At 66.0% G+C, this 23,320-nt stretch carries 19 protein-coding genes; 8 read left to right on the forward strand and 11 right to left on the reverse strand.

All coding sequences use genetic code 11. From position 1 onward, the window contains the following. Positions 1 to 196 precede the first annotated feature (196 nt). Complete coding sequence (locus tag ACAM42_RS21685) at positions 197 to 1,138, reverse strand: LysR family transcriptional regulator (protein ID WP_369629357.1); 942 nt, start codon at positions 1,136 to 1,138, stop codon at positions 197 to 199. 139 nt (positions 1,139 to 1,277) lie between these two features. Between ACAM42_RS21685 and ACAM42_RS21690 the strand changes: the two genes are divergently transcribed. The 3 genes from ACAM42_RS21690 to ACAM42_RS21700 are packed head-to-tail and all read left to right on the forward strand — an operon-like array spanning position 1,278 to position 7,225. Next, a complete protein-coding gene (locus ACAM42_RS21690) occupies positions 1,278 to 2,756 on the forward strand; it encodes a short-chain fatty acid transporter (protein ID WP_369629358.1) in 1,479 nt (492 codons plus the stop codon). Between the two features lie 16 nt (positions 2,757 to 2,772). Then, positions 2,773 to 6,240, forward strand: coding sequence for a molybdopterin-dependent oxidoreductase (locus tag ACAM42_RS21695; RefSeq protein WP_369629359.1), 3,468 nt, complete (start codon positions 2,773 to 2,775; stop codon positions 6,238 to 6,240). Positions 6,241 to 6,280: 40 nt separating this feature from the next. Then, on the forward strand, positions 6,281 to 7,225 hold the full coding sequence (locus tag ACAM42_RS21700) for an ornithine cyclodeaminase family protein (RefSeq protein ID WP_369629360.1): 945 nt from the start codon (positions 6,281 to 6,283) through the stop codon (positions 7,223 to 7,225). Positions 7,226 to 7,246: 21 nt separating this feature from the next. On the opposite strand, the gene ACAM42_RS21705 is transcribed toward ACAM42_RS21700, so the two are convergent. Next, complete coding sequence (locus ACAM42_RS21705) at positions 7,247 to 8,215, reverse strand: LysR family transcriptional regulator (RefSeq protein ID WP_369629361.1); 969 nt, start codon at positions 8,213 to 8,215, stop codon at positions 7,247 to 7,249. Between the two features lie 103 nt (positions 8,216 to 8,318). On the opposite strand from ACAM42_RS21705, the gene ACAM42_RS21710 reads away from it, so the two are divergent. Together ACAM42_RS21710 and ggt are read left to right on the forward strand one after the other, a co-directional pair. Further along, positions 8,319 to 9,305, forward strand: a complete 987-nt coding sequence (locus ACAM42_RS21710; RefSeq protein WP_082818001.1) for a tripartite tricarboxylate transporter substrate binding protein — start codon at positions 8,319 to 8,321, stop codon at positions 9,303 to 9,305. Positions 9,306 to 9,397: 92 nt separating this feature from the next. Beyond that, on the forward strand, positions 9,398 to 11,029 hold the full coding sequence (ggt, locus tag ACAM42_RS21715; protein ID WP_369629362.1) for a gamma-glutamyltransferase: 1,632 nt from the start codon (positions 9,398 to 9,400) through the stop codon (positions 11,027 to 11,029). 263 nt (positions 11,030 to 11,292) lie between these two features. On the opposite strand, the gene ACAM42_RS21720 is transcribed toward ggt, so the two are convergent. The 8 genes from ACAM42_RS21720 to ACAM42_RS21755 form a co-directional block, all read right to left on the reverse strand. Beyond that, the gene (locus ACAM42_RS21720; protein ID WP_369629363.1) at positions 11,293 to 12,906 is read right to left on the reverse strand and encodes a GMC family oxidoreductase; all 1,614 of its coding nucleotides are present in this window, start codon (positions 12,904 to 12,906) and stop codon (positions 11,293 to 11,295) included. Positions 12,907 to 12,945: 39 nt separating this feature from the next. Further along, positions 12,946 to 14,418, reverse strand: a complete 1,473-nt coding sequence (locus ACAM42_RS21725) for an aldehyde dehydrogenase (protein WP_369629364.1) — start codon at positions 14,416 to 14,418, stop codon at positions 12,946 to 12,948. A 23-nt stretch (positions 14,419 to 14,441) separates the two neighbouring features. After that, a complete protein-coding gene (locus ACAM42_RS21730; protein WP_159276185.1) occupies positions 14,442 to 15,671 on the reverse strand; it encodes an ABC transporter substrate-binding protein in 1,230 nt (409 codons plus the stop codon). After that, positions 15,668 to 16,639 carry a branched-chain amino acid ABC transporter permease gene (locus ACAM42_RS21735; RefSeq protein ID WP_255221053.1) on the reverse strand — a complete coding sequence of 324 codons (972 nt, stop codon included), beginning with the start codon at positions 16,637 to 16,639 and terminating at the stop codon, positions 15,668 to 15,670. Before ACAM42_RS21735 ends, ACAM42_RS21730 begins: the two co-directional genes overlap by 4 nt. 44 nt (positions 16,640 to 16,683) lie before the next feature. Next, positions 16,684 to 17,562: a branched-chain amino acid ABC transporter permease gene (locus ACAM42_RS21740; protein WP_062471874.1), complete on the reverse strand. Its 879-nt coding sequence runs from the start codon at positions 17,560 to 17,562 to the stop codon at positions 16,684 to 16,686. Between the two features lie 2 nt (positions 17,563 to 17,564). After that, positions 17,565 to 18,278 (reverse strand): ABC transporter ATP-binding protein, encoded by a 714-nt coding sequence (locus tag ACAM42_RS21745; protein WP_369629365.1) that lies wholly within the window; start codon positions 18,276 to 18,278, stop codon positions 17,565 to 17,567. Beyond that, positions 18,275 to 19,081 carry an ABC transporter ATP-binding protein gene (locus ACAM42_RS21750; protein ID WP_159276182.1) on the reverse strand — a complete coding sequence of 269 codons (807 nt, stop codon included), beginning with the start codon at positions 19,079 to 19,081 and terminating at the stop codon, positions 18,275 to 18,277. The genes ACAM42_RS21745 and ACAM42_RS21750 overlap by 4 nt, the downstream gene beginning before the upstream one ends. Positions 19,082 to 19,466: 385 nt before the next feature. Beyond that, entirely contained in the window at positions 19,467 to 20,402 is a 936-nt protein-coding gene (locus tag ACAM42_RS21755; protein ID WP_369629366.1) for a LysR family transcriptional regulator, read from the reverse strand. 83 nt (positions 20,403 to 20,485) lie between these two features. Between ACAM42_RS21755 and ACAM42_RS21760 the strand changes: the two genes are divergently transcribed. Genes ACAM42_RS21760 through ACAM42_RS21770 form a run of 3 tightly spaced genes read left to right on the forward strand, consistent with a single transcriptional unit; the run spans position 20,486 to position 22,169 of the window. Further along, on the forward strand, positions 20,486 to 21,262 hold the full coding sequence (locus ACAM42_RS21760; RefSeq protein ID WP_369629367.1) for an SDR family oxidoreductase: 777 nt from the start codon (positions 20,486 to 20,488) through the stop codon (positions 21,260 to 21,262). Beyond that, positions 21,255 to 21,653 carry a heme-binding protein gene (locus tag ACAM42_RS21765; RefSeq protein ID WP_062482487.1) on the forward strand — a complete coding sequence of 133 codons (399 nt, stop codon included), beginning with the start codon at positions 21,255 to 21,257 and terminating at the stop codon, positions 21,651 to 21,653. The genes ACAM42_RS21760 and ACAM42_RS21765 overlap by 8 nt, the downstream gene beginning before the upstream one ends. Positions 21,654 to 21,689: 36 nt before the next feature. Beyond that, entirely contained in the window at positions 21,690 to 22,169 is a 480-nt protein-coding gene (locus ACAM42_RS21770) for a hypothetical protein (protein ID WP_139702312.1), read from the forward strand. 39 nt (positions 22,170 to 22,208) lie between these two features. Here ACAM42_RS21770 and ACAM42_RS21775 read toward each other — a convergent pair whose 3' ends face one another. Next, positions 22,209 to 23,291, reverse strand: coding sequence for a phosphotransferase (locus ACAM42_RS21775; RefSeq protein ID WP_369629368.1), 1,083 nt, complete (start codon positions 23,289 to 23,291; stop codon positions 22,209 to 22,211). Positions 23,292 to 23,320: the final 29 nt, after the last annotated feature.

Below are 23,320 nucleotides of genomic sequence, written 5' to 3' on the forward strand. Positions count from 1 at the left end.
CACGCCTGCCATGCGTGTCGCAGCCTATGAGCGGCAGCGGAGCTGATCACGTCGGATGGCCACCGAGTGACCGTGATGCACCGGGCTCGGCGGCCGTGAAGCGGTGCCGAAGCTTGCGCCCGACTGGCTACAGTCGGCCAACCTTCAAGTGCATCAGCGAGCACTGGACCTGCAACTGAAGCGGCCCACTCGAAAGCTACAGCGGCTCGTCATCCATCCGCGGCTGTGACTCTCTCGTCAGCGTCTTGGCCAGCAACCGCAAAGTGCTTGCAGAGGCTGCCGTGGCTTCGGAAAGAACGGCTCCGCGCCGGTAGGCCAGCCCCAGGTCCATCGAGGGCACCGCGCTCGACACCACTGTCCTGCGGATGCGCCCACCATCGTGTGACCAGGGGCGAAACACCAGGTCCGACAGGATGGTCACACCCACGTTCTGTGCGACGAGGCTGCGCACGGCCTCGATCGATTTGGTGCGGAACACGACCTTGGGCTTGAGCTTCATCGCGCTCCAGTAGCGGCCCACGGTCTCCACGTGCTCGTCCATGTCCAGCAGCACGAAGGGCATCTGCGCGATCTCGCGCAGCGACACCGACTTCTGCGCCACCAGCGGATGGTCGAACGAAGTCCACAGACGGCGCTCCGACTTCAGCAGGTTCTCGCGCCGGATGTCCGGGGCACGAGACAGGTTAGACACCAAGACCACGGCCAGGTCGAACTCGCCGCTGCGCAGGCCGTTCTCGATCTCCAGCCGGTTGCGCTCCACGGGCTCGAACTCGACCAGCGGCAGTTGCCTGCGCATCGCGCCGATGATCTTGGGCAGCATGTATTCGGACACGGTGTCGGTGATGGCGATCTGCACCCGCCCCTCGACCGAGGACACCGAGTTGCGGGTCTCCTCCACCGCCGCATCGAGCGTGTGCAGCATGTGCTCCGCATGCCGAAGAAAGCCCTCGCCCTGCACCGTGAGCCGCAGCCCGTCGGAGTGCCGCGTAAAGAGCTGCACCTTCAGCGTCGACTCCAGGTTCTTGAGCGAAGTGGTCAGCGACGGCTGGCTCACATAGCAGCGCTGGGCTGCGCGGGACACCTGCCCCGTGTGCGCTGCGGCCACGAAGTGCTGCAGTTGCTTGATCGTTATCGACATAGATTGATCCTATATCGCTCTATTGAAAATAGAGACTATGAATTGTCGATGGCAATTCCTAACATCCGGGCAGCACGCCATGTCAGGCGTGTGACGAGGACGCCCACAGTTCCAGCAGCAGTTAGTAGCAGGAGACCCCATGCCATCGACATCACACACTTCCGCCGGCCACGGCGCCCGCCCTCCTGTACCCCAGGAGGCCTCGACCGATGCCGGGCTGTTGAGCCGCCTGGGCCTGCGCTTCACCGCCTGGGCCGAGCGCTGGTTTCCCGACGCCTTCGTGTTCGCGGCCATCGCCGTGGTGGTGGTCGCGGGCGCCGCGCTACTGAACGGATCGAGCCCGCAAGCGGTGGCCAAGTCTTTCGGCGACGGCTTCTGGAGCCTCATTGTCTTCACGATGCAGATGGCGCTGGTGGCCGTCGGCGGCTACGTGGTGGCGACCTCGCCGCCGGCGGCGCGACTCATCCGCAAGCTGGCCGCTCTGCCCGTGTCGGGGCGTCAGGCCATCGCGTATGTGGCGGCGATCAGCATGATCCTGTCGCTCTTCAACTGGGGCATTTCGCTGATCTTCAGCGCGCTCTATGTGCGCGCGCTGGCCGGCCGCCTCGACCTGCGCATGGACTACCGCGCGGGCGGCGCGGCGGCCTACCTCGGCATGGGCGCGACCTGGGCGCTGGGGCTCAGTTCGTCGGCGGCGCAGTTGCAGGCCAACGCCAGCAGCCTGCCCAAGAGCATTCTCGACATCACCGGCGTGATCCCGTTCAGCCAGACCATCTTCCTGTGGCAATCGGTCGCCATGGCGCTGGTGTTGATGGTCGTGTCGGTGGCCATCGCACTGTGGTCGGCGCCCGACGCGAAGCACGCGGTCACGGCGCAGGACCTGGGCGTGGACCTCACGGAAGCCAAGCCCGCTTCCGCCGAGTCCGCCGAGCGCCGCCCCGGCGAGTGGTTCGAGCGCAGCCCGCTGCTCACGCTGCTCCTGTGCGCGCTGGGCTTCGGCTGGCTGGCGCAGGAGTTCATGGCCAAGAGCCCGTTGATCGCGATCTCGGGCCTCAACACCTACAACCTGCTGTTCCTCATGATCGGACTGCTGCTGCACTGGCGCCCGCGCAGCTTTCTCGACGCGGTGTCGCGTTCGGTGCCGTCGACGGCGGGCGTGATCATCCAGTTTCCTCTGTACGGCGCCATCGCGGCCATGCTGACCGGCGCCAAGGGCGACGCAGGCATCACGCTGTCGGACCGCATCGCGCATCTGTTCGTGAGCATCTCCAGCGTCGACAGTTTCGCCGTGGTGATGGGCGCGTATTCCGCCGTGCTGGGCTTCTTCATTCCCTCGGGTGGCGGCAAGTGGATCATCGAGGCGCCCTACGTCATGCAAGCGGCCAACGACCTGAGGGTCCACCTGGGCTGGGCCGTGCAGGTCTACAACGCGGCCGAGGCGCTGCCCAACCTGATCAACCCGTTCTGGATGCTGCCGCTGCTGGGCGTGCTGTCGCTGAAGGCACGCGACATCGTGGGCTTTACCTTCCTGCAATTGCTGGTGCATGCGCCGCTGGTGCTCTTCATGCTCTGGGCCTTCGGGCGCACGCTGAGCTATGTCGCGCCGGTGATGGCTTGAGCCGCGCAGATTCCGGATGCAAGTGATGACGACGACGGCGCCCACGCAAACCAGGCAGGGCTACTGCACGCTCTGCCGTTCGCGCTGCGGCACGCTCAACGAGGTGCAGGGCGACATGCTGGTGTCGGTTCGGCCCGACGCCTCGCACCCCACCGGCCAGGCGATGTGCATGAAGGGCAAGGCCGCGCCCGAGCTCGTGCACAGCCCGCACCGTCTGCGCTACCCGATGCGCCGCACGAAGCCCAAGACCGAAGCGGATCCGGGCTGGGTGCGCATCGGCTGGGACGAGGCGCTGGCCGAGACCGCCAACCGCCTGAGTGCCATCAAGGCCGAGAGCGGTGCCGAGTCGGTGGTGTTCGCAGTGACCACCCCCAGCGGCACGCCGCTGACGGACAGCATCGATTGGATCGAGCGCTTCGTGCGCCTCTTCGGCAGCCCCAACATCTGCTACGCGACCGAGGTCTGCAACTGGCACAAGGACTTCGCGCACGCCTTCACCTTCGGCTGCGGCATGCCTGCGGCCGACTACGCGCAGGCCGACCTGATCGTGCTGTGGGGGCACAACCCTGCGAACACCTGGCTGGCACAGGCCAACGCGATCGGCCGAGGCCGCGCGAACGGGGCGAAGATGGTGGTGATCGATCCGCGCCCCACGGCGCTCGCGCGGCAGGCTGACACCTGGCTGCCCGTACGGCCTGGAACCGATGCGGCACTGGCGCTGGGGCTGATCCACCTGCTGATCGCGGACGCGCGCTTCGACGAAGGTTTCGTGCGCGCGTGGACCAACGCACCGTTGCTGGTGCGCAGCGACAACGGACACTTCCTGCGCGAGCAGGACCTGTGGCCCGATGCCCAGGGCAACCGCTTCGTGGCGTGGAACGACGCACTGAACCGCGCGGTGCCTTACGACACCGAGCAGGCGGCGCAAACCCAGGACGCCGCCCACTTCCGCCTGCGCGGCGCGGTGGAGGTCGATGTGGGCGCACATCGCGTGTCGTGCGCTCCTGCCTTCGAACTGCTGGCCCGGGGCTGCACCGACTACACGCCGCCGAATGTCGAACGCATCACCGGCGTTGCTGAAGCGTCTTTGCGCGCGGTCGCTGACCTCTTCGGCACTTGCCGTCGCGTGGCCTATCACGCCTGGACCGGCATCGGCCAGCACACCAACGCGACGCAAGCCGAGCGCGCAGTCGCCACGCTGTATGCGCTGTGCGGCAGCTTCGACCGCATCGGTGCGAACCGCGTTCGCGTCGGTCCGCGCGTCAACGCCGTCAACTCGCTCTCACTGCTGCCCGATACGCAGCGCGCCAAGGCGCTCGGCCTGGCGCAGCGCCCGATCGGCCCTCCCGCACACGGCTGGGTGACGGCGCGCGACACCTACCGCGCGATTCTCGAAGGCGAGCCTTACAAGGTGCGCGCGATGATGGCCTTCGGCACCAACCTGCCCGTATCGCAGGCCGACAGCGCGCTCGCGCACCAGGCACTGTCGCAGCTCGAATTCCACGTGCACTGCGACTTGTTCGAAACACCCGCCGCCCGGTACGCCGACATCCTGCTGCCGGTCAACACACCCTGGGAGCGCGAAGGCCTGCGCATCGGCTTCGAGATCGACGATCGTGCGGCCGGCTGGGTGCAGTTGCGCCAGCGCATGGTCACGCCGCGCGGTGAATCGCGCGCCGACAACGACGTGCTGTTCGACCTGGCCGTTCGCCTGGGCATGGGCGACGACTTCTTCGGCGGTAGCCTCGACGCGGGCTGGAACCACATGCTCGAGCCGCTCGGCCTCACGGTCGACCAGTTGCGTGCCCGACCCGAAGGCATGGCCTGCGCCATCGACGCGAGCGAGCAGAAGTACGCCCGCGCCACGCCCACCGGCGTGCGCGGCTTCGACACCCCGACGCGCCGTGTCGAGCTCTATTCGGAAACCCTGCTGCGCCACGGCCAGCCGCCGGTCGCCGCCTTCGTCGAACCGGCAGACACGCCGCGCGATGCGAAGACCACGCGCCAGGGCCGCTTTCCCTATGTGCTGAGTTCGGCCAAGAACGGCTTCTATTGCCACAGCCAGCACCGCAGTCTGGCCTCGCTGCGCAAGCGCGCGCCCGATCCGGTGGCCGAATTGAGCCCCGCACTCGCGGCCGCCAAAGGCATCGTCGACGGCGACTGGATGCGCATCCGCACGCGCGTGGGCGAGGCCCGCTTCGTCGCACGCGTCACGCCCCAACTGGCCGACGACGTCATCGTGGCCGAGTTCGGCTGGTGGCAGAGCTGCCCCGAGCTCGACCGCGACGGCCTGCCGATTGAAGGCGCGTTGGGCAGCAACTTCAACGCGCTGATATCCGCCGACAGTTGCGACCCGGTGAGCGGCTCGGTGCCGCATCGCTCGTTTCTCTGCGACATCGAACGCGACCCGGCCACCGAGGTGCGGCAGCGCAAGTGGTCCGGCTACCGCCCCTTCCGCATCAGCGCGCTGCGGCCCGAGGCCGACGGCGTGCTGGGCATCCACTTCGAGCCGGTCGACGGCGGCGAACTGCCCGATTACCGACCCGGTCAGCACATCGAGATGCAATTGCATCTGGACGATGGCACGCAGGTCACGCGCGCCTACTCGCTCACGGGCGCGGCCGAGGTGCCGGGCCGGCGCAGCTACAGCGTGGCCGTGCGCCACCAGCGCGGCCGCTCGGCCGACGGCACGCCGCACGAGGGGCGCGTGTCGAGCCATCTGCACCGCGCGTTGAAGGTCGGCGACACCCTCGCGCTGCGGGCGCCGTCCGGTGGCTTCGTGCTGCCGCGCCACTCGCCGCAGCCGCTGGTCTTTTTCGCGGGCGGCATCGGCATCACGCCCTTCATCAGCCTGCTCGAATCGCTGCCCGACGGCGCGCTAGGGCCGGCCATCTGGCTCTACTACGCCAACCAGAACGGCACGACCCACGCGTTTCGCGAGCGCATTGCGCAGCACCGCGCGCGGTTGCCGCAATTGCAGGTCGTCGACCACTACAACGCACCACAGCCGCAGGAGCGCCAGGGCATCGACTACCAGTCGGATCGCTTCATCGACGCGAGCGTGGTGGACGACGCGTTGATCGCTCAGCGCGCCCGCTTCTACCTGTGCGGACCGCCGGCCATGATGGACGCGGTGACCGCCGGCCTCGTGGCGCGGGGCGTTCCGCGCTTCGACATCTTCAGCGAGGTCTTCCGCTCGCCCACCACGCCGCCCACCGACGGCGACCAGCGCTTCACCGTCAGCTTTGCGCGCTCAGGCCGCGCCCCCGCAACGTGGACGCCCCGGCAGGGCACGTTACTGAGCTTTGGCGAATCGCTCGGCGTGCAGATGGCCAGCGGCTGCCGTGTGGGCCAGTGCGAGAGCTGTGCGGTGCGCGTGCTGAGCGGCAAGGTGCGCCATCTGCACGGCAGCGAACCGGAAGACCCGGCCGTGTGCCTGGCCTGCCAGGCCATCCCGCTCGAAGACGTGGTGCTCGAGGCATGACGGCCGGCACTTTCATTCACCCGATTCCCTCCGCGACCTCATGAAAATCATCGATACCGAAAGCACCCGCCGTGCGCTGCCCTTCGACCGCCTGATCCCGGCCCTTCGGGAGATGTTCATCGCCGGCTGCGAGGTGCCCTTGCGGCACACGCATTCGCTCCAGGCCGAGGCGGACGCCTCGCCCCGCACCGTGCTGGTCATGCCGGCGTGGCAGCACGACCGCTACCTGGGTATCAAGACAGTGACCATCTTCCCGGACAACGCGCAACGCGGCCTGCCCGGACTGTTCTCGACCTATGTGCTGTACGACGCCAGCACGGGCGAACCGCTGGCGCAGATCGACGGCAACGAGATCACGTCGCGCCGCACCGCTGCCGCCTCGGCCCTGGCCGCGTCCTATCTCGCGCCTGCCGATGCGCGCAGCCTGCTGGTCGTCGGCTGCGGGCGTGTCGGCAGTCTGATTCCCGAGGCCTACCGTGCCGTGCGTCCGATCGAACGCGTGGTGGTGTGGGACCGCGACGAATCTGCGGCGAAGGCACTCGCTGCGCGGCTGTGCGCGCAGAACATCGAGGCGGCCGTTGCGCCGGATCTCGCCAAGGCGGTGAACGATGTCGACATCGTGAGCTGTGCCACGCTCGCCACGCAGCCGGTGGTGCAGGGCGCGTGGCTGCGGCCTCGCAGCCACCTCGACCTGATCGGCAGTTTCACGCCGCAGATGCGCGAAGCCGACGACGCCTGCTTTGCGGGTGCACGTCTGTTTTTCGATACACAAGAGGCGTTGCAAAAGAGTGGCGAATTGCTCGGGCCCCTGTCGCGCGGCGTGTTCGCCGCCGACGATGTGGCAGGGGAGTTGGCCGACCTGGCCACGGGCCGGATCAAGGGACGCGCCGATGGTGACGGGCGGACCGTCTTCAAGGCCGTGGGCACCGCCTTGGAGGACCTGGCCGCGGCAGTGGTGGTCTACGAAGCTTCCGATTCGACCTGAGACACTTGCCTTGGCCGGCCGCTAAGCGCTGGGCGCCTCCTGCACGTGTGCGGCAGGCAAGCCCCGCGCATGCGCCTTCAGGCAGGCAATGAAATCCATGAGCGTGGCCGAGACGTGCTCGCGGTTCCACACCACGGTGATGGGGCCGAAGCGGATGTTCGAATCGATGGCGACCTTGCGGAACAGTCCCAGCGAGGCCATGTAGTCCGCCATGGATTCCGCACACACGCCGACATAGTCGCCCTTTTGCAGCAGCGCCTGCATCATGGCCAACGAGGCGGTTTCTGCCTTGGGCACCAGCCACGATGCCTGTTGCTCGATGAGGTAGGCGTCCATCTGGATGCGAGTGAGCGTGCCAAGGGGCGGCATCACCCAATGCTCGCGCAGCACATCGGCAAAGCCCAGCGGCTGGTTGCTGTTCCAGTGCTTGCTGCCCTGGCCGATGACGATGCTCACCCGGTCGTCAAAGAGCACGTGGTGCGCCAGTTGCGGCTGGTGCGCCCGCGCATCCAGAACGCCGATCACGGCATCCATGGCACGGGTGTCCAGGCCTTTGAGCAGGTCGTCGAACAGGCCGTCGTGGATGGACACGGCCACATCGGCATGGCGCTGCTGGAACGCGGTCACGGCTTCGGGCAGGCCGCCGGCGATGCCTGCCCAGACGCTGCCCACGTTCAGTCGCGGCACGCGTCCCGCAGCCACCGCATGCATTTCGAGGCCGGTGCGGGCGATATCGCCCAGCACCGTGATGGCCAGGCGTTTGAGCAGATGCCCGGCAGGCGTCAGTTGCACCTTGCGCCCGCGCACCACCAGCGGCGTACCCGCCACGCGTTCGAGCTCTGCCAGCCAATGCGACATGGCGGATTGCGTCATGTGCAGCCGCGCCGCCGCTTCGGTCAGCGTGCCCGCCTCGTCCAGCACCAGAAAGGACTCCAGATGCCGGACCTTGATGCCTCGTGCCCATGACAGGCCTTCCGAACGCTCGATCATGAGTAAACCTTCATGCATCCATTTTGCATTTTCACTAGGCAGATGGCAGGGGTTGTCATGAAAATTACTTCATCTTCCATGACAGACCCTCTGAGGAATCCCTGTGCCCAAAGCAATCACGAACGTCTACAAGATCCTGATGGGTGTCGCGGTCGCAGCCGCCACGGCCACCACCGTGTTCGCGCAAGCCTCCTACCCCAGTCGTCCCGTGCGCCTGATCGTGTCGCAGGCCCCGGGCGGCAGCAGCGACACGATCGCGCGCATGTGGGCTGAACACGCAGGCAAGGCCATTGGCGCCACCATCGTGGTGGAGAACAAGCCCGGTGCGGGCGGCCTCATTGCCGCACAGAACGCGCTGAATGCGCCCGCCGATGGCTACACCCTGCTGCTGGGCAGCGTGTCGCTGATGGTGCTCAATCAGTTCACCTACAAGCCACTGCCCTACAACCCCGAGAAGGATTTTGTTGGCGTGACCATGCTGACGACCGTGCCGTTCGTGCTGTCGGCCAACCCGGCCACGGGCATCAAGACGCTCAAGGATCTGACGGAAAAAGCCAAGGCGGCGCCCGGCAAGCTGAACTTCGCGTCCGCCGGCCTGGGCAACTCCACCCATCTGGCGGTCGAGCTGGTGTCCAACGCCCTGGGCATTTCGATGACCCACATCCCTTACAAGGGCGAGGCCGACGGCATCCTGGCCACCATTGGCGGGCAAACCGAGGTGATGGCACCGGTGTATGGCACCGCCCTGCCCCACATCAAGAACCACAAGCTCAATCCACTGGCCGTGTTGTCGCCGCAACGCACCCCTGAGCTGCCCGATGTGCCCACCCTGGGCGAGCTGGGCGTGAAGGGCTTTGACAACATGGGCTGGAGTGCCGTGGTGGCGCGCGCCGGCACGCCGGCCGACATCGTGGAAAAGCTCAACAAGGCGACGACGGCCTTCCACCAGAGTCCCGACGTGCAGGCCAAGCTCAAAAGCATGGGCGTGATCCCCATGTCCGGCCCTTCCGCGCTCGTCATGGAAACGGCGGCGCGTGACGCCAAGGCCTGGGGGCCCACGCTCGGGGCACTGAACCTCAGCGCCAAGTAAGCCGGCGACCGCGCAAGCACCGCCCCCCTTTTTCTTCCATCTTCACCCCTTGCCGTATCGCCGATGCAGCAAGGGGTTCGTCATCACACCTCATGAAAAAAGAAGCAATGGTGGTCTGCCCGCAGCCGGAGGCCGCCGAGTCCGGCATCGACATCCTGCGCGCAGGCGGTAACGCGGTGGATGCCGCCGTGGCCACCGCGCTGGCCCAGACCGTGGTCGATCCGCTGATGTGCGGCATCGCAGGTTTCGGCACCGCCGCCGTGTACCTGCCGGGCGCCCAGGTGCATGAATATTTCGACTTCCACTCGCCCGCGCCGCTGGCGGCCAGGGAAAACATGTGGGAGCACCTGCTCGAGGGCGAGACCAAGGACGGCTTCGGTTTCATCCTCAAAGGCCGCGTCAACGACATCGGCCCCCAGTCCATCGGTACACCGGCCACGCTCAAGGGCCTGGAGGCCATGCATCAGGCGCACGGCCGCCTGCCGTGGCAGCAGGTGGTGGAGCCCGCCATCCGCTGGGCCGCGGACGGCTACTTTGTGCGCCCCGGCATGCACGCCTTCTGGATCGACGAGCCCACCATGGGCCGCGTCGGCAACCTGGAGCGGCTGCAGTACTGCGAGGAAAGCCGCCAGCTGTACTGCCGCCCTGACGGGCGCCCCAAGCCCATCGGTGCGCCGCTGCGCAACGAGGGCATGGCCGCCGTGCTGCGCCAAATTGCTGAAGAAGGTGCGCGCCCGTTCTACCAGGGTGACCTGGCGCTAAAAATGGTGACGCACCTGCAGTCGCTGGGGGCGCTGATCACGCTCGACGACCTGGCCCGGTATCAGGTGCAGCGCAACCCGCCGCTGGTGGGCCGCTACCGCGACCGCACCATCACGACCAACCAGCCCCCGGGCGGCGGCGCCATGCTGCTGGAGATGCTCAACATCCTCGAGCACTTCGATCTGGCGAGCCTGGAGCACAACAGCCCCGCCTACCTGCAGCGGGTGTGCGAGGCCATGAAGAAGGCGACGATCGACAAGGACCGCTGCATCGGCGACCCGAAGTTCTTCGACGTGCCGCTGGGTCAGCTTCTGTCCAAGGACATGGCCCGGGAAGTGGCCGAGCAGATCCGCACGGGGCATCGTTTCAACGTGGAGCGCGTGAACCCTGGCGCACCCGTGCCGCGCGACACCACCCACCTGAGCGTGGTGGACGCCGACGGCAACGCCGTGTCCCTGACCCACTCGCTGGCCATGCCCTCGGGCATCATCACCCCGGGCATGGGTTTTCTGTACAACGGCTGCATGGGCGTGTTCGACCCGCGTCCGGGTCGCGCCGGCAGCATCCAGCCGGGCAAGAGCCGCTTCACCTCGTCCTGCCCCACCATGACCTTCAAGGACGGCGAGCTCGACGTGGTGCTCGGCGCGCCCGGTGGCACGCAGATCGCCATGGGCGTGCTGCAGGTGCTGCTCAACGTGATCGACCACGGTATGGAGATGCAGGCAGCCGTGTCGGCACCTCGCTTCTCGTCCACCAGCAACTCCATCGACGTGTGCAACCGCATTCCGCGTTCCACCACACGCGCGCTGGAAGCACAGGGCTACGCCATTGGCCGCAACCCGTACAACTACACCATCGGCTGGGTGCACGGCGTGCAGGTACAGGCCGACGGCCTGCATGGCGGCGCCGACCCTGGACGCGATGGCGTTGCGTACCGGCTGCGCATGGATCCTGCGCACTGATCGGCCACCGTTTTCAGCTATCGACTGTGTGGCTTATGAGGAACTCATTCCCATCCCGCCTTCTTTGCATGTAGCCAGCCGCGCTTGTCTGCTTTGCAGCGGCTCGTTCGCCGATCCAGTGGCCGGTTTCGGAGGTACAACCACCTGCTTTGTCCAAACGCCCCCTGACGAAGATCACATCAGCGCCGCCGATGTGCAGGCGGCCAACCGACGACACCGACGGACCAGAAAGAACCCAGTTCTCGGCAGTTGGGGATCTGGCGTCAACGCCCCTCTGTCGCGCGGATCATGTCGGCGCCTTTTTCCCCGATCATGATCGCAGGCGCGTTCGTGTTGGAAGAGGTGATTCGAGGCATGACGGAGGCATCCACGACGCGCAGGCCGTCGATGCCGCGCACTCGCAGTTCGTGATCCAGTACAGCCATGCCGTCGTTGCCCATCGCACAGGTGCCCACCGGGTGGTAGACGGACTGAGCCGAGTCGCGGATGAAATCCTCCCACTCGCTGTCCGACTGGACTGCATTCCCCGGCGCGTGTTCGCTCTGGATGAAACGCGAGAGCGGTTCAGTCTCGAAGGTCTTGCGTATCCAGCGAAGTCCCTCACGCATCACCTGCAGATCCTCTGTGTTGTCCAGGTAGTTTGCGTGGATCCGCGGGTAATCGCGCGGATTGGCGCTGGCCAGGCGGATGCGCCCACGGGCCTGCGGGCGCAGCAAGCTGCATGAGGCATTGATGCCCGGAAAGCTGTCCAGTGCGATGTCGCCCTTCTTGCTGATGTTCAGGCTCATCGGCCGGAAGCTGACCTCCACGTCGGGTCGGGTGGCCTGCGGCCCGACGCGGGCAAACGCAGTCGCCTGGACCGCGCCGATGTTCAGGTAGCCGCTGCGGTTCGCGAAGTACTTCATCGCCTCGACGTACAGGTTCGGTCCTGAGAGCTTGTGGTTCAGGGAGATGGACTTCTCGCACTTCGCCACGTAGTACACATAGAGGTGGTCCTGGAGGTTCTCGCCCACGCCCGGCAAGTCCAGGGCAACGTCGATGCCGTGCTCGCGCAGATGCGCCGCCGGGCCGATGCCCGAGAGCATGAGAAGCTGCGGTGAATTGATCACGCCGCCGCACAGGATGACCTCGCGCCGGGCGGTGGCGAGCTTGATGACGCCGCGCTGCGAATAGCGCACGCCTGTGGCGCGCTTGCCTTCGAGCACCACTTTTTCGGCGAGCGCTTCGACGGCGACGTGCAGGTTGGCACGCCCGCGCACCGGGTGCAGGAAGGCGACGGAGGTCGAGCTTCTGCGGCCCTCGCGCACCGTGACTTGCGCCCGCCCAACGCCTTCCTGCACGCCGTCGTTGAAATCCTTGCGCAAGGGCGAGCCGGTGTTGATCGCCGACTCGATGAAGAGCCGCCCAGCGGGGTCGTCGATGACCGGGTCGGTCACGGCCAGCGGGCCGCCGGCACCATGCAGTGCACTGGCGCCGTGCTGCTGATCTTCGCTCTTGCGAAAGTACGGCACCACGTCATCCCACCCCCAGCCCGGATTGCCCAGGCGCGCCCACTGGTCGTAGTCTTCCGGATGGCCGCGCAGATAGACCATGCCGTTGATCGAGCTCGATCCGCCCAGTGTCCTGCCGCGCGGCCAGTAGATCTTCCGGCCGCGCAGGTTCGGTTCGGGCTCGGTGAAGTAGCCCCAGTTGACGGCGCTGGGCCGGAAGACCTTGGTCGTCCCGGCGGGGATCTTCATCCACATGCTGCGGTCTTCGGGGCCGGCTTCGAGCAGCAGCACCGTTTTCGAAGCGTCTTCGGAAAGCCGGTTGGCGAGCACGCAGCCCGCCGATCCCGCGCCGACGATGATGTAGTCGTACTGTTCTGTCTGTGTCATGAGAGGCGTTGTTCCTGATGGCTTGGGGCTGGGCTGGCACTAGATGCGCATCACGAACGGATTCGCGGTCGGCGCGTCGTAGTTGAGCCACACGCTCTTCGTCTGCAGGTAGCCTTCGATGGCCTCCAGGCCGTTCTCGCGCCCCAGCCCGCTGCGCTTGAAGCCGCCAAACGGCATGTGCACGCCCAGCGCACGGTAGGTGTTGATCCAGACCGTCCCAGCCTCCAGTGCGTTGGCAATCCGGAACGCCCGGCCCATGTTCTGGGTCCAGACACCCGAAGCCAGGCCGTAGAAGGTGTCGTTGGCGATCTCCAGCGCCTCGCGCTCGTCCTTGAAGGTGAGGATCGACAGCACGGGCCCGAAGACCTCCTCGCGCGCGATGCGCATGCCGTTGTGGATGCGGGTGAAGATCGTCGGCTCGACGAACAGGCCGCCGAGCTCTGCGCTCGGGCGTCCGCCCAGCACGCAGTGGCCGCCTTCGTTCTTCGCGATCTCGATGTACTTCAGGATCTTGTCGTACTGAGGCCGGGTCGCGATCGGACCGATCTGGGTGTCAGGCAGGTTCGGATCGCCCAGGCGCGCGACCTTGGCGACCGCCACCAGCCGCTCGACGAATGCGTCGTGGATGCTCTCCTGCACGAGCAGGCGCGAGCCCGCGATGCAGGTCTGGCCCGCAGCCCCGAAGATGCCCGCGACTGCGCCGTTCACCGCATCATCCAGGTTGGCATCGTCGAAGACGATGTTGGGCGACTTTCCACCCAGCTCCATCGTCACGCTCTTGAAATCGCGCGCGGCCAATTCGTTGACGCGCTGACCGGCCGCCTCGCCGCCGGTGAAGGCGATCTTGGCCGTCATTGCATGCGTCACCAGCGCTTCGCCCAGGTCGGCACCCAGGCCGGTCACGATGTTCACGACACCCGGCGGGAAGCCGGCCTGCTCGAACAATCGACCGAGCTCCAGCGAAGAGGCCGAGGTGTACTCGGACGGCTTGACAACGACCGTGCAGCCGGCGGCCAGCGCGGGAAAGGCCTTCGACGCGAGCAGAGCCAGTGGCGAATTCCACGGCGCGATGCAGACGACGACCCCCACGGGCTCGCGGCGCGTGTAGGTGAACATGCCGCTGCGATCGGGCGGCGGCACGCTGCCTTCCACCTTGTCCGCCAGGCCCGCATAGTAGTGCGCCATGTGTGCCACGGCATTGAGCTGCGCGCGCATCTCGGCGAAGAGCTTGCCGTTGTCGCGGACCTCGGTGCGCGCCAGCGCCTCGGCCTCGCCGGCGATCAGGTCGCCCAGCCGGCGCAGGAGCGCGCCGCGTCCGCTGGCGGTGAGCGCCCCCCACGGGCCCTGCTTCAAGGCCCGGTGGGCCGCGCGCACAGCGGCGTCCGCGTCCTCGAGCGCCGCCTTGGGAATGCGGGCCCAGAGCTTTCCGGTGTAGGGATTCTCTGTGTCGAGCGTCTGGCCGGAACGAGCGCCCAGCCATTGGCCGTCGATGAGCATCTTGTAGTCGTGCATGGTTCTTTCCTGGATTCCGTGGTCTATTCGTCGCTGCCCATGACGGAGCCGAACGGCTCCCATTTCTGGCCATTCAGCCGCACCATCTGCAGCTGCCGCACCGGGAAAAAATTCTTGTCGCTGCTGTTGGCGAAGATGCCCGGCAGCATCAGCTTGAAGCGCACGTTCTTCATGCTGGCGGCCTGCTTCATCAGGTTCTCGCGCGAGAGGTCGTCGCCGCACTGCTGCAGCACATGCACCAATGCCTGCGCAGCCACATAGCCGAAGACGTTCATCCAGTCGGCCTTGTTGGCGTCGGGCAGGTACTTGTCCATGAAGGCGTTCCACTCCCGCATCTCGGGGTAGTCCTTCCAGCGGTCGTCGGTCGCCTCCATCAGGTAGGCCGCGCTGATGATCCCCTGCCCGTTCTCCAGGCCCGCGGGCCGCATCACGGCGCCCATCGAGATCGAGATGCTGGTCAGGAAGTGCGTCGGCTTCCAGCCGATCTCGGCCACCTTCTTGATGGTCTGGGCGGCGAACTTCGGCGTGGTGATGTTCACCAGGACGTTGGCACCCGAAGCCTTCATCTTGAGGATCTGCGAGTCGACGGTGGCGTCCGTGGGCTCGTAGGTGGTCTCCGAGACGATCAGGTTCTTGGCCTTGTCGCCGAATCCCGCCTTGAGGCCGCCGAGATAGTCGCGACCGAAATCGTCGTTCTGCGACAGGATGGCGACCCGCGCATCGGGAATGTTGGCCAGGATGTATTTCGCGTAGATCGCGCCTTCGCTGTGGTACGTCGGCTGCCAGCCGATGGTCCAGGGGAAGGTCTTCGGATCGATCAGCCGCGTCGAGCCGGCGCCGATCATGAGCTGCGGCACCTTCTTGTTGTTCAGGTACTTTTGGACCGCCAGGTTGGCCGCGGTGCCGACCGAATTGAACACGGCGAGCACCTGGTCCTGTTCGACCAGCTTGCGCGTCTGCTCGACAGTCTTGGGCGGGCTCAATGCATCGTCGTAGGAAAGGTAGTTGATCCGGCGGCCGTTGACCCCGCCCTTCTCGTTGATCATCCTGAAGTACGCCGCATGCATCTTCGCGATCGCGCCGTAGGCTGACCCCGGGCCGCTGTAAGGGCTGGTGTTGCCGATCTTGATCTCGGTGTCGGTGACGCCGGGACCGTATCGTTTCTGAGCCCGTCCGGTCAGCGGCCCCCCTATCAGCAGTGCGGCCAGGGCCGTGAGCCCGGTTCTTCTGGAAAAGCGCGTGTGCGTGTTCAAGATCCTGTCTCCTTTTCTTGTGAAAGCGATATCTGGCGCGTCGTGCGCCCGGTGCGTGAAAGCAGTCCGCGCCAGGCGGCGCCGAACCCTGCCGAGCCGCCGGGGCGCAGCACGATGAGTGCGATGAGCAGCACGCCGTAGACGGCGCCCGACAGGCCCTTGGACACGCCCTCGGCGATGTTGGGCACGAAGAGGATGAAGGCGGCACCGAGAAAAGCGCCCGGCAGCCAGCCGACGCCGCCGACCACCAGCCCGACCAGGATGGCCACCGACAGATAGAAGCTGAAGCTGTCCGGCGAGACGTACTGGACGACGATCGCGCTGAGAGCCCCTGCGATGCCGGTGAAGCAGGCGCTGACGGAAAACGCCAACGTCTTGTAGAGCGCGACGTTGATGCCCATCGTGCGCGCGGCCAGCGCGTTGTCCTTCACGGCCGTGAGCGCCCGGCCCGTCCTGCTGCCGATCAGGTTCCTGGCCAGCCAGTAGACGAGACACGTGATGGCTAGGGTCAGCACATACAGCCACTGGTCCGCATTGAGCGGCAGGAAAGCCGGCGCCTCCGGCTTCGCGATGGAGATGCCCTGCACGCCGCCGGTCCACGGGTCGAGCACCGACAGCTTCAGGATCTGAGGCAGCGCAATGGCGAGCGTGAAAGTGGCCAGCGCGAGGTAGATGCCTTCCAGGCGAAGCGCCGGCAGTCCGAAGGCAAAGCCCGCGGCGAAGGTGACCAACGCCGCGACGGGCAGCGCCCACCCATAGGGCATTCCGTAGCCGTCCATGAGGATGGCGACGGTGTAGGCGCCCAATGCATAGAAAGCGCCATGCCCCAGCGAGAGCTGCCCGTTGATGCCGACCAGAATGTTCAAGCCCATGATGGCAATGGCATAGACCATCAGTTGCGTGGCCTGGAAGACGAGGAAGTCCTTCGCCAGCACGGGCACCAGAACAGCAATGAGGATCGCGATCACAGGGCCGTACCGGCCGGCTGGGGAGCGGGAGTTGGATGAAGCGGTCATACCCTGTGCGTTGTTGGCTTGCCGATGAGGCCCTGCGGACGGACCAGAAGCACGACCACGATCGCGATCAGTGCGATGGTGGACTTCAGCTCTCCGCCGACGACCGGAACGAAGGTGCTGATGAGGTTTTCCAGCACGCCCAGAAGCAGCCCGCCGATCAGCGCGCCGAGCAGGCTGTTCAAGCCGCCGAGCACGGCACCTGCAAAGCCGTAGATGACGATGCCGGCCATCATGTTCGGTTCGAGAAAAACGATGGGCGCCACCAGGATGCCGGCGATGGCCCCGATGCTGGCGGCCATGCCCCACCCCAGCGCTTCGAGCGCTTTGACCCGGATGCCCAGCAATCGCGCGGAGTTCGGATTGCTCACCGCCGCGCGCATCGCCAGACCGGTGCGGGTGAAGCGGAAGAAAAGGAACAGCAGAAGCAGCACGACGAGGATCACGCCGATCATTCCCACCTGGTGTGCGCTGGCCAGAGGGCTGCCCATGAAAGGTGCCGTCCCGAAGGGCGAAGGGAACGGCTTGACGGTGTAGCTCCAGATGAACCCGGCCACACTGTTGAGCACCAGCAGCACGCCGATGAAGACGATGATCTGGTTGATGTCCGATGCGTTGCGGATCCGGCGGATGAGCAGGTGCTGGACCATGGCGCCCAGCACGAAGGACAGCACCAGCGTCAGCACGAAGGCCAGCCAGTACGGCAGTCCGAACTCGATGAGCTGCCAGGCCAGGTAGGTCGAGACCATGGCCATTTCGCCCTGCGCGAAATTCACGTGGCCGATGGCCCGGTAGATCATGACGATCGCCAGCGCGACGCAGGCATAGATGGCACCGGTCGCAAGACCGGCGGTGACCTGTTGAACGAGCAGTTCCATGTTCAGCCTCCCAGGTATGCGCGACGGATGCCTTCGTTGTTCTGCACGCTGGCGGCGCAACCCGAGAAGACGATGCGGCCGGTCTCGATCAAGTAGGCCTCCTGCGCGATGTCGAGGGCCAGGGCTGCGTTCTGTTCGACCAGCAGAATGCTCAGCCCCTCCTTCTCGTTGAGCTGGCGGAAGATCGCGAAAATCTCCGCGACAACCTTGGGCGCCAGGCCAAACGACGGCTCGTCGAGCAGCAGCAAGCGAGGGCGCGACATCAAGGCCCTGCCCACGGCAAGCATCTGTTGCTCCCCTCCCGAAAGCAGGCCGGCTTGCTGCAGGCGGCGCGCCTTGAGGATCGGGAAGTACTCGTACATCCGCTCGATGTCGGACGCCAGTTGCTTCTTGTCTTTCTGGAAAATCCCGCCCAGGCGCAGGTTGTCCTCGACACTCAGATGGGTGAAGGTGCCGCGCCCATCGGGCACGTGGCTGATGCCCAGGCGGGCGATGTCCTCCGTGCCCATGCCTGTGAGCGGCTTGCCGTCCAGCTCCATGGATCCCTTGCGCGTCAACAGACCGCAGATGGCTCTCAGGGCGCTCGTCTTGCCCGCTCCGTTGGCGCCAAGCAGCGCCGTGACACTGCCGCGCTTCACGTCGAGGTCGATGCCGTGCAGCACCGTGATGGCGCCGTAGGAGGCGGACAACTTCTTCACCTGCAGCAGCGGCGTCATTTGGATTCCCCCAGGTATGCCGCGATGACCTCCGGGCTCGCCTGCACCTGGGCAGGTGTCCCGGCGGCGATCCTGCGGCCGAAGTTGAGTGCAACGATCCAGTCCGAGATGCCCATCACCAAGCCCATGTGGTGCTCCACCAGCAACACCGTCAGGTCGAAGTCACGCTGCGTCCCGCGGATGAGCTCGGCCAGGCCCTCGACTTCTTCGTGGTTCAGGCCGCAAGCCGGCTCGTCGAGCAGCAGCAGCCGGGGCTTCATCGCCAGCGCTCGCGCGAACTCCACGCGCTTCTGCGTGCCGAAGGGCAGCTGCGCGACCTTGCGGTGCGCGACGTCGCCCAGTCGCAGATAGGCGATCAGTTCGTTCGCCACGGCAGCCGCCGCGCGGTTGACCTGCCGGCTGCGCCGCAGGCTGAGCATGTCGGCCAGGAGATTGCCGTGTTTGCGCGTATGGCAGCCGATGAGGATGTTCTCGAACACGGTCGCACTCGGGAACAGTGCGAGATTCTGGAACGTGCGTCCGATGCCGCGTGCCGCCATCGCATGGGCCGGCAGGTCCAGGATGGAAAGGCCGTCGAGTTCGATGCCGCCGGAAGTGGTCTCGTACAGTCTGCTCAGGCAGTTGAACAGCGTGGTCTTTCCCGCGCCGTTGGGCCCGATGAGTCCAACGATCTTCTGCTTGGGCACATCGAAGCTCACTTGATCGAGCGCGACGATGCCGCCAAACCTGACGACCACGTCGCGCACACGCAGCAGCGGAGCGTTCGGGTCGGGCCGGGTGATCGATTCCAGGGAAGGGTTCATGGCATTCGCACACGCGCAGCGCACGGCTTCGCAGGCGGAAGCCCACATGCACCGGTTGCATTCGCGCTGACTTCCTCCTTGCAGAGAAAGCTTGTCTCTTCGTTGTTCGGTGCGGGAACTTTAGGTCGCGCGCACTGCCGGAACAATGCACAAATAATCTGCCTTGTCTTTAGTTCTATTGAAACGACCCTGCCCTTTTCGCCCTCGACGCCGCAGGGTTCATGGGTGTCGTTCGTGCAGCGATACGCAAGGCTTCGGTGCGTTGAAATGACGAGGGATTTCCGCCCCAGGGAGATGCCGAGAGCGTTCCTTTCGCCCGCGGATTCAGCTGAGAAAAATCGTGGCTGCGCAGATGACTGCGCGCCCTGCGCTCACGCGCACGAATTCAGGCGCGCTCGTGCTGAACGTCGTTCTGGAGCGCCTCGCGCAACAGCGCGATCAGCGCGCGCAACGCGCTGGAAACATGCCGGTGGCCGGGGTAGTAGAGGCACAGGCCCGGATATGCCGGGCACCACGCATCCAGCACACGCTCGAGTCGCCCGTCGCTCAGCGCGCTGGCTGCGAGGTGATCGGGCACGAAGGCGATGCCGATGCCGTCGATGGCTGCATCGACCATCAAGGGCTGGTCGGTCAGGGTGAGCGGACCATTGACGTTGACGGTCTCGGCATTCCCGTGGCGCTCGAACTCCCAGCGATAGATCGCGCCGCTGTCGAAGCGGAAGCGGATGCAGTCATGCCCATGCAGATCCTGCGGCACGGCAGGTCGTCCACGTGCCGCCAGATAGCCGGGCGAAGCCACCGCGGCGAAACGCACCGGCGCACCCACGCGGATCGACACCATGTCCTGCGGGACGGCCTCCGCCAGCCGGATGCCCGCATCGAAACCGTGGGCCACGATGTCACTGAGCTTTCCATCGCACACGATGTCGAGGTGAACCTGCGGGTTCTCGCGCAGAAAGCGCGCCAGCACCGGCTGCAGCACCAGGCGGATCGCGCCTTCGCTGGAATTGATCCGCAGGGTGCCGCTCGGGATGCCGCCGAAGCTGTCGATCTCCTGCAGGGCGCCGGCCACTGACGAGAGTGCAGGCCGCAGCGTGGCCGCCAATCGCTCCCCTGCATCGGTCAGCGACACGCTGCGCGTGGTCCGGTTGAGCAGCCTGACCGACAGGCGCTGCTCCAGCACCTTGATGGAATGGCTCACCGCCGATGCGGTGATGCCGAGTTCCTTTCCTGCCTCGCGAAAGCTGGCATGCGCCGCGACGGCAAGGAACACATTCAGGGAGAGCAGGTCACAGCCCTTGAATTGATGAATGGGATTCACCGGCACAACAAGAATTGATGGGATTGTTTTGATCGTACGGGCTTCCTAGACTGAATGCACGATTCACTCGCAGGTACTCATCCATGTTCCAGAAGATCTTGATGACGGGCGCAAGCTCGGGTTTCGGCCGCGGCACGGCCATTGCATTGGCGCGGCTCGGCCACAAGGTGGTGGCCGGCGCAGAAACATGGCCGCAGGTTCGCGAACTGCGTGCCGATGCGGCCGAAGCAGGCGTCGAGTTGGAGGTGATCAAACTCAACCTGCTCGACAAGATCGATATCGCCCACGCGGGCTCCTTCGACCCCGACGTGCTGGTGCTCAATGCCGGCGTCATGGAGGCCGGGCCCATCACCGACATCCCGATGCAGCGGGCGCGCGAGTCGTTCGACATCAATGTGTTCGGACACCTCGAACTGGTCCAGGCCATCGTGCCCAAGATGGTGGCCCGCCGCGCCGGCAAGGTGGTGTGGACCTCGTCCATGGGCGGCATCCTGGTGGTGCCTTTCCTTGGCATCTACTGCGCGACCAAGCACGCGATCGAGGCCATCGCGGGCTCGATGAAGGTCGAGCTCGCGCCCTTCGGCGTCAAGGTGGCCACCGTCAATCCGGGCGCCTTCCTCACCGGGTTCAACGACACGGGCGTGGAAAGCCATGTCCAGTGGTACGACCCCAAGACCGCGGTCGTTCCGATGCCCGACTTCACCGAAGGCCTGGCCAACCAGGAAGACCCGCAGGAAATGATCGATGCGATGGTCGAGATCATCCCTGCCAAGGAACACCTGTATCGCACGATGCGCCCGTTCGCGACGGTCGACGTGGCCAAGCAATGGCAGGAGACGGAGTGGACCCAGAATGCCTGACATCGCCATCGACGAGGCGCATCGCATCGTGGCCCGCGGCCGCCAGGCGGCCAAGGATGCAGGCCTCAACGCGGTGTTTGCGATCCTGGATCGCGGCGCCAACCTCGTGACCTTCTCGCGCATGGATGATGCATGGCTGGCGTCCAACGAACTGGCGCTGGCCAAGGCGCGCGCTTCGGTGATGTTCCGCATGCCCAGCGAATCGCTGAACGCACCGCTGCAGGTAGGGGCCCCGGTCCCGCACTTCGACCACGTCCATGCAGGGGGCCTGCTGTTGATGGGCGGCGGCCTGCCGATCTTCGACGCGGATGGGGCACTGACCGGAGCGCTCGGGGTGTCCGGTGGAACGCCGGAGCAGGACGCCGCCCTCGCCAGAGCGGCCGTGGCCTGAGGCGTGATGCAGCGGCTCCCCGCGCCGGACCTTCGGATGAACACGGCCGAGACCTACTTCCATGCGGAGCGATGGGGTGGCCTGATGTTCGTCGCCGTCGCGGTGACCGCGATCGCCGTGGCCGCATGGACCTGGCGCCACAGCGCGTTCTGGCGTGGTGCGGCGGGCCCGCTTGTCTTGGCGGCGCTGGTCCAGCTGGGTGTCGGCGGCTCCGTCTGGTGGCGCAGCCCGCAAGACCTCGCGCGCGTCCAGCACATCGTCGCGAACGAGCGGGTGCGCCTGGGCATCGAGGAAATTCCTCGCATGCAGGTCGTCATGAACGAATTTGCGAGGAATCGCTGGATCGAGTTCGCGCTCGCCGCAGCCGGGATCCTGCTCGTCATCCTGGCGCCGCAGAGCTCCGTCTGGCAAGGCGCGGGAGCTGGTCTTGCGGTGCAGGCGGCAATGATCTTCCTTCTCGACGGCAGCGCGGAACGGCGAGCTGCCGGCTACCTCTCCTGGCTGCAGTCGCTCTGAACCCGTACGGGCAAGGAGTCCAGCAGGCCGCCATCGTGCTCAGGCCCGCGGCGCGAAATGCCACGCCAGTTCGGCCATCGGCCGCGCCCCCCCGGCCTCGGCCTGCGCGCTCGACGCCGTGCCCGCCTCGACCCGCTTGGCGATGCCCTGCAGGATCGCCGCCATGCGGAACAGGTTGTAGGCCAGGTAGAAATTCCAATCGGGCGCCAGCGCCTCAGGCGTCGTGATGCCGGTGCGATCGCAGTACCTGCGGATGTAATCGCTCTCGGTCGGAATGCCCAGGCGCTCCAGGTCGAGTCCGCCGATGCCGCGAAACATCCGAGGCGTGATGTGCCACGACATGCAGTGGTAGCTGAAGTCCGCGAGCGGATGGCCGAGCGTGGACAACTCCCAGTCGAGCACGGCGATCGCGCGTGGCTCGGTGGGGTGGAAGATCAGGTTGTCGAGGCGGAAGTCGCCATGCGCGATCGAGACCATCCGTTCATCGCGAGCGCTTTCGGGCACATGCGCCGGCAACCACGCCATCAATCGCTCCATCTCGGGAATCTCCTGAGTGGCGGATGCAACGTACTGCTTGCTCCAGCGGCCGATCTGGCGCTCGACATAGTTGCCGGGCCTTCCGAAATCGGCGAGGCCGTGCTCCACGAACTTCACCGCATGCAGGGCGGCGATCACGCGGTTCATCTCGTCGTAGATCGCCGCGCGCTCAACGTTGCTCATGCCTGGCAGGGACTGGTCCCACAGCACTCGGCCCTGGACGAACTCCATGATGTAGAACGCACGGCCGATGACCGACTCGTCTTCACAGAGGCAGTGCATGCGCGGCACCGGCACGTCGGTCCCGGCAAGGGCACGCATGACCTTAAACTCGCGCTCCACCGCGTGCGCGGAAGGCAGCAGCTTCGCCGCGGCGCCCGGCTTGGCGCGCATCACGTAGCTTCGCGTGGGCGTCACCAGCTTGTAGGTCGGGTTGGACTGCCCTCCCCTGAACATCTCCACGGCAAGTGGTCCGGCGAAGCCATCGAGGTTGCTTTCGAGCCAGGCAGCGAGCGCGTTCACATCGAATCGATGCTGCGGGGAAATGGCACGTGTGCCGGCGAAATTCTTGGCGTCCTGGGTCATGTCTCTCCAATGGTCTTGATCGGCGAGAA

This window comes from Variovorax sp. V35, assembly GCF_041154465.1.
Classification (GTDB): Bacteria; Pseudomonadota; Gammaproteobacteria; order Burkholderiales; family Burkholderiaceae_C; genus Variovorax; species Variovorax boronicumulans.